Raw genomic sequence first — 6,521 nt, 5'->3', positions numbered from 1 at the left:
CCCTCGACGATTTTCTCCCAGGCGCGTCGGCGGTGAAGTTCCGGACGATGAGATTGGGCACGGGAGCAGCCGTCCCGCGGGTCAGGCCGAAGCGTTTCGGCTTGGGCTGGCAGGGCTTCAAGCCCAGCTCACGCGTGAGCCGGCGGACCAGCTCCAGGCCCACGGCCTGACCCCAACGGTGCAGCTGCGCGTGGACGCGCCGATAGCCGTAGGTACCGTCAGATTCCTCGAATGCCTTCGCGATGAGCATTTTCAGTTCCTTGCTCCGCTGGGCCGTCGCGGATTGCGGGCGGCCACGCCAGTCGTAGTAGCCGGGTTTCGACACGTCAAGTCGCTGACACATGAACTCGACGCTGTACTCCTCAGTTCCGACTCTCATCTCGTCGATGAACTCGTACTTGCTCGCTACTGGGGTTCCCTCGCGAAGTACGCTGCGGCTTTTTCAGGAACGCGTTCTCCTTCTCCAGCTCACGAGTGCGGCGTCCCAGATCATTCAAACGGGCACGCTCATCAAGGGACAGGCTGGCTCCGGCAGGAGATTCGTTCCGTTGCTTGTGTTTCTTCACCCAGCCGCGGAGCGTCTCCGGATTGATGCCGAGTTCGCGGCCGACTTCCGAGATGGTCTTGCTCGACCGCAGTGCGATCTGCACAGCTTCTTCCCGTAACTCCGGGGTGTACCTGCTGGGTGGCGCCACGCCTTACTTCCTCGTTTCCTGTTCACAGCAACTCTATTGGGTCGGTGTCCGATCGGGGCGCCTCAAAGCGGAAACCTTCTCACTACAGACCAGCTCGAGCGCGATGTCCGAGACCCACCAACCCTTCCAGCTCAACACGACCATCTGCGCCCGCATCACCGCATCCCGTGGCGCCTTCCGCGCCTCGCGCCAGCCGACGCATCCCCGCTTCCTCGCCCTGATCACGGCACTGCCGTGCCCGCAACACCACCGGCCAACACCCACCCCGAAACCCGAATCCACCCTGCTACAAGGTGTTATACCCACGGAAAGCGGAACTCAGCGGTAGTCAGGGGCCAGGCCAGCCCGGGATGCCTCCTTCTCGCGGGAGACCCACATCGCCAGCCCAGGTCCCGCGCCACCTGCGCGATCGGCTTCCCGGTTTCACGGACGATCCGGACTGCACCCGCCCGGAACGCCGTGTCATGCCTCTTACATATACCTGCCATCAAAATTCCTCATAGCGGATATCTCCACACTGCGAGGGGAGGTACAAAGCCGATGGAAGAGCGATAACCGGACGCCAGAACCTTCCCTCCTCGTTCGCCGCATGCTGGTGGATACGGCACACAGGTCCGTGATTCGGTCCGAGATAAACGAGTGGCAGAACGCACAACAGATGACAAATTTTGGGGATTCGAGTCCTGGATAAACTCGATTCTCCCGCAATGGGACGCTGTTCTTTTTGAGGCCTCTGAAGAGGTAATCTGAGTTTGCCTAAAAAAGACTCATGGTGATGCAGTTTCACTGCTCACTGAAGGTGAGGTAAAGTATGGTCCGCAAGCCGTCCGTGAAGCTGCGTTTTCGATACTGGTTCGACAAGACTATGGCCCGTGGCACGCCAGCTCTCATTGGTTGGCTATTGGCGATGTGTCTAGTGATCGTCGTTCCGGCGAGTGTATTGCTGGTGTGGTCTGACGTTGACACTCCGACGACCCTGGAGAATCAGCTTATCGAGATTTGGAAGAACATCAGTGGGACTTTCAACCTGGGGGGGGCGGTTGGGTCGCCGGTATTCGTCCTGATGTCGTTGCTTCTTGCATTGGTGGGATTGTTTTTCGCTAGCACCCTGGTTGGCCTCATTACTTCGGGCGTCCGCAACAAGATTATGGATCTGCGCAGGGGTCGGTCGATGGTCCTGGAACAGGGCCACACTGTGCTACTGGGCTGGTCTGACCAAGTCGTGCCGATCATCTCGGAGCTATCGGAGGCCAACGCTAATCAGCGCCAGGCGGCTGTGGCGATCCTGGCTGAGAAGGACAAGACCGAGATGGAGGACGAGATCCATGCCAGAGTTCCTGCGACGGATGTGACCCAGGTGATCTGCCGGACTGGCAGCCCGGCTGAACCGACTGACATTGGCCGGGTCAGCCCGCACACGGCTCGCTCCGTCATCGTGCTGACTCCGGGCAACGACGACGGAGACAATCAGATAGTCAAGGTTCTGCTAGCTCTTGCGAAAAGCTCACGACGGGAACGGCAATCATGCCACATGGTCGCAGTAGTACAGAATGGGAAGAAGGTTGAGGCGGCTCGGCTAGCCGGAGGATCCCAAGCATACGTGTTGAGTGCCGATGACATCACTGCGCGGCTCATTGTGCAGACAAGCCGTCAGAGTGGCTTTTCCGCAGTCTTCGCGGAGCTGCTCAGCTTCGCCGGTGATGAATTCTACATGACTGGCGAACCGAAGTTGGTGGGTAAGACCTTCGGTGACGCGCTTCTGGCGTACGACACCTCATCAGTTGTTGGCGTGCAACATGCGGATGGAATGATCGCGCTCAACCCCCCATCGGAGACTAGGATCCGTGATGACGACCAGATCATTGCCATTTCCCAAGACGACGACACTGTCATCGTTTCTGACTTCCCCTACGTAATCGACATCGAGGCTATCGTCACCCCCCGACCGCACGAGGACGAGAGGGAGCGGACCCTGCTGCTGGGCTGGAACCGCCGCGCGCCCGTGATCATTCGACAACTGGGCCAATATGCAGCTCGAAACTCGGCTCTCGACGTTATCGCCAGTGGCGCCGATGCGCAGAGCGTCGACGAGGTAATCGACGCTCAGATGAATCGCTTGAATGTCTCCTTCCAGGAAGGAGACATCACGGATCCAGGAGTTTTACGTGGATTGAATATCGGGAGCTATGACCGTATTGTCGTACTTGGTGATGACATCGAAACGCAGGAGGCCGACAGTCGTACACTTCTCGTCTTGCTTTTCCTGCGCAACCTGGAACACGCCCTGGGCCGCCGGGTGCCTGTAGTTGCCGAATTGAGAGATGATCGCAATCGCGCACTGGCCCCTCTCAGTGAGGACGCAGATTTTATTGTCATCAGCAAGCTCATCAGTCTTCTAATGACCCAAATCTCCGAGAATCGTCACCTTTCCGGACTCTTCGACGAGCTATTTTCGGCACGAGGGAGCGAAATTTATATTAAACCCGCAGACGGCTATGTTGTACTAGATCGCGAAATCGATTTCTATACGGTCGTCGAGTCGGCTCGACGACAGGGCCAGGCAGCCATCGGCTACCGTCGCCAGGAGGAGTCCAGCCTACCGCCCTCCTACGGGATCCACCTCAACCCTGACAAGAAGCAGCGTTTGAGTCTCACAGCGGGTGACGCAGTGATCGTCGTAGCCCAAGAATGAAGTGAGGGCCCCATCGTAGCGTGAAGCCCGTGATTTCAGGGAAGTTGGAATCATGGGGTCCAAGCAACGGACGTATGACGTGGAGTTCCGCGAGGGTGCTGTACGCATCGTGATCGAGACAGGGAAGCCGATCCCGCAGGTGGCCGAGGAACTCGGTGTGCATCCGGGCACGCTGCACAGCTGGGTCTCGGGGTGGCGCCGCAATGGCTCGGCGTCCTCGGACCGGCCCGCGCCGGCCGCCTCGGGCGGGCGGCTGAGCGTGCGGAGCTGAGCGGCTGCGGCGGGAGATGAGCGAGAAGAAAAAGCGCATCCGAGAGCTGGAGATGGAGAGCGATGTCTTCAAACGCTGCATGGTCTTGTGGGTGAAGTAGCTGCGGCGGACCCGGCCCGGTGGCCGGGGTGATCAGCGACTGCAAGGCCGGGCAGAACATCCCGCACACTGAGCCTTTGTCCAACGTCAGTTCTGGGTGTTGAGGTGGAGGGTGGGGGTGGCTTGGGCGGTGTTGGTGATGCGGGTGGTGGGGCAACGGAGTTTTTGCGGGAGCCGCCGGGACTTGAGGGTGGTGTTGGCCTGTTCACCGACGGCGCGGTTCTTGGTGTGGGGGAGTATGGTGCGTTTGCCGGTCGGGAGGGTGCTCCGGCGGCCGTGGTGGGGCATCGGGATCGTGCCGGGTGCGCTCTGGTAGTCCTTGTCGGCCCGGGTCGGGACGCCGGCCGTGGTCAGGGCGTCGACGGCCTCGTGCACGTAACGGCAGACCGTGGCGATGCCGACCGCGAACCCGGTGGCGAGCCGGGCGCAGGTGTCACCGCACCGCAGCTGAGCGAGCCCGGCAGAGCCTGCCTGCCGGCCGTCAACCGCCGCCTGCGGGTATCGAGCTCCCGACGGCGCATCACCACAAGCCGGGCCAGGAACCGCAGAGCCGAGCGGGACAGACCGATCACCGACAGGTGGACAAGCACACGAAGCCCCCGGTGCACACGGTTGATCTTGATCGACAACCCGTCCACCAGCAGCTTCACCACTATGCACAACCCAACCACCCCCACCCGGCCCCACTACACGCAGGAAAGCTCACTGTCTGGGAGACTCGGGAGGCCGCCTGGGCCGACGTCTTCCGCTACATCGAGGTCGAGTACAACCGCAGCTGACTCCGCAGACACCCCGAATACGGGTACATCACCTCGCTCGAAACGAGGACCTTCTTGCTCAGGCAGGACCTCACCCCCGCAGCGTAAACACCCGCTGTCCAGGCTCAGGGGGGAACTCCACTGCGCCCTCGTTCCCGAGCTGGCCTCGCCCAGCCCACCACCTGATCGACCACAGGCGCCAGACTTGCAGTCATTGTCTCACCCTTAACTTCGTGGCATTGTCCAGCGACTACGGCTGCTTGACAACGGCTTTAGGAAGCGGCGTTCTTTCGGCACCCAGAGTTTCAGCCTGCACGACGAAAGCCGGTGACGTTCTATGCGAGGTATTTCGCATCGCGGTGTTGTGTAGTTAAGAAGCAGCGAGGATTTTGAGGTGAGGTGGTCGGGATGTTGAATCGCGGTATGATACGTTCGGGAAATGAGCCTCTTCATGCGCGCAGCCCCCTGAGGATGCGGTGCGGGCTGACGCTGTGGGGGCTGCTGTGGGCCGTCGCTGGAACCTTTACCTTTATCTTGACTGGCCGACCATGGTGGGCGGTAGGCTGCACCGCCTTGGCAGTGCTGGCAGCCATCAACCTGGTTATGGTGGTCTGGCATATCCGCCAGGGTCCGCATTACCAACCCGGCAGAGACGTACCACCCTACGAGCCCGACCAAGGCCGGAACGACTTATGCGATAGAGCCGGGCGACAGCGTGACGCCGGAACATAGTCGCCGTTGGGTGACTGGTGATCGCCTGAGGTGCCCCGATGATCGCCTGAGGTGCCCCGATCGGACACCGACCCAATAGGATTGCTCTGAACAGGAAACGAGGAAGTAAGGTGCGGCGCCACCCAGCAGGTACACCCCGGAGTTACGGGAAGAAGCTGTGCAGATCGCACTGCGGTCGAGCAACACCATCTCGGAAGTCGGCCGCAAACTCGACATCAATCCGGAGACGCTCCGCGGCTGGGTGAAGAAGCACAAGCAACGGAACGAATCTCCTGCCGGAGCCAGCCTGTCCCCTGATGAGCGCGCCCGTTTGAAAGAGCTGAAGCCTTTTTCATGTGTAGATCATGAGGGTGAGGATTATTGCGGCGGCTGACGTGAGTCTGTTCGCGCTGATGCGGGCGTGGCGGAAGATCCGCCACTGAGCTCTTTCCAACCTGACGCTGTGGTTTGGCAGTTGGGCTGACAACGTGGTGAAGCCCCTGGTAGACGGGTTTTCGACCAAGAGAACCGTCTCCACCAGAGGCTTCACGTGCTTGTCTACCCGTCGGGCGTCGATGTGTCCAGCTCCGCCCTCCGCTTCCTCACGCAGCCGTTGCGGCGGCACCGCCGTACAATCGGCTCCCGCTGGCGGCGCCTGAGCGCCGGCCGTCAGGCTCTGTTCACGCTCGCCCACCTGCGGGTGGGGCACACGTATGCCCGGCTCGCGTCCGGGTTCGGCGTCGGCACCACGACGGCCTACCGCTACGTCACCGAGACTGTCGAGCTCCTGGCCACCCTCGCCCCCGGTCCGGCCGACGCCATGCGGACCGCCTCGGCGAAGGCGTATCCGCTCCTGGACGGCACGCTCCTGCCGGTCGACCGCATCGCCGCGGACCGGCCGTTCTTCTCCGGCAAGCACAGAAGCACGGGATGAACGTGCAGGTCCTCGCGGACCCCTTCGGCCGGCTGCTGTGGGCCTCTACAGCCCTACCCGGCGCCGTGCACGACGTCCGCGCCGCCCGGGAGCACGGCATCGTCGACGCTCTGGCCCAGGCCGGCATTCCATGCTGGGGACGGTGGGAGACCTGTCCGCAGGCCAGAAGGCGGTGAACCGGTCCCACGCAAAGAACCGGGCCCTTGTCGAGCAGGCCATCGCCACCCTCAAGTCCTGGCGGCTCCTCCGCAAACTACGGTGCTCAACCACCCGGATCACCAAAGTTGTCCAGGCTGTCCCGACCCTTCATCCGACCAACTCAGAGCGAGGTTGGAAAGGCTCAGTGAACCTCTTTCATCCT

At 61.4% G+C, this 6,521-nt stretch carries 6 protein-coding genes and 2 pseudogenes; 5 read left to right on the top strand and 3 right to left on the bottom strand.

What is annotated here, in order from left to right:
- Both AZE13_RS32740 and AZE13_RS35050 read right to left on the bottom strand, forming a co-directional pair.
- Positions 1-250 (bottom strand): IS3 family transposase (locus AZE13_RS32740; protein ID WP_181690534.1); only part of this gene is annotated, 250 nt, incomplete at its 3' end.
- Positions 251-362: 112 nt separating this feature from the next.
- The gene (locus tag AZE13_RS35050; protein ID WP_181690533.1) at positions 363-650 is read right to left on the bottom strand and encodes a transposase; all 288 of its coding nucleotides are present in this window, start codon (positions 648-650) and stop codon (positions 363-365) included.
- Positions 651-1,506: 856 nt separating this feature from the next.
- Here AZE13_RS35050 and AZE13_RS32730 point away from each other — a divergent pair.
- Positions 1,507-3,387 carry a CASTOR/POLLUX-related putative ion channel gene (locus tag AZE13_RS32730; protein WP_066940322.1) on the top strand — a complete coding sequence of 627 codons (1,881 nt, stop codon included), beginning with the start codon at positions 1,507-1,509 and terminating at the stop codon, positions 3,385-3,387.
- Between the two features lie 52 nt (positions 3,388-3,439).
- Positions 3,440-3,658, top strand: coding sequence for a transposase (locus AZE13_RS32725; protein ID WP_258528159.1), 219 nt, complete (start codon positions 3,440-3,442; stop codon positions 3,656-3,658).
- Between the two features lie 186 nt (positions 3,659-3,844).
- On the opposite strand, the pseudogene AZE13_RS35045 reads toward AZE13_RS32725, so the two are convergent.
- A pseudogene (locus tag AZE13_RS35045) lies at positions 3,845-4,272 on the bottom strand (helix-turn-helix domain-containing protein); the annotation flags it as partial.
- 651 nt (positions 4,273-4,923) lie between these two features.
- Here AZE13_RS35045 and AZE13_RS37690 point away from each other — a divergent pair.
- The 3 genes and pseudogenes from AZE13_RS37690 to AZE13_RS32710 all read left to right on the top strand — a co-directional run.
- Positions 4,924-5,247: a DUF6343 family protein gene (locus AZE13_RS37690; RefSeq protein ID WP_220127641.1), complete on the top strand. Its 324-nt coding sequence runs from the start codon at positions 4,924-4,926 to the stop codon at positions 5,245-5,247.
- Between the two features lie 157 nt (positions 5,248-5,404).
- Positions 5,405-5,620 carry a transposase gene (locus AZE13_RS35035; protein WP_079124624.1) on the top strand — a complete coding sequence of 72 codons (216 nt, stop codon included), beginning with the start codon at positions 5,405-5,407 and terminating at the stop codon, positions 5,618-5,620.
- 156 nt (positions 5,621-5,776) lie between these two features.
- Positions 5,777-6,521, top strand: a pseudogene (locus AZE13_RS32710) (transposase family protein); the annotation flags it as partial.

This window comes from Streptomyces sp. NBRC 110611 (assembly GCF_001590865.1).
GTDB lineage: Bacteria > Actinomycetota > Actinomycetes > Streptomycetales > Streptomycetaceae > Streptomyces.
The sequence above is the reverse complement of the archived record's forward strand: the minus strand, read 5'-3'. Positions and strand labels throughout refer to the sequence as shown.

Coding starts and splice junctions, on each gene's coding strand:
- AZE13_RS32730 (WP_066940322.1), top strand. CDS start 1,507: ATGGTCCGCAAGCCGTCCGTGAAGCTGCGTTTTCGATACTGGTTCGAC.
- AZE13_RS32725 (WP_258528159.1), top strand. CDS start 3,440: ATGGGGTCCAAGCAACGGACGTATGACGTGGAGTTCCGCGAGGGTGCT.
- AZE13_RS37690 (WP_220127641.1), top strand. CDS start 4,924: ATGTTGAATCGCGGTATGATACGTTCGGGAAATGAGCCTCTTCATGCG.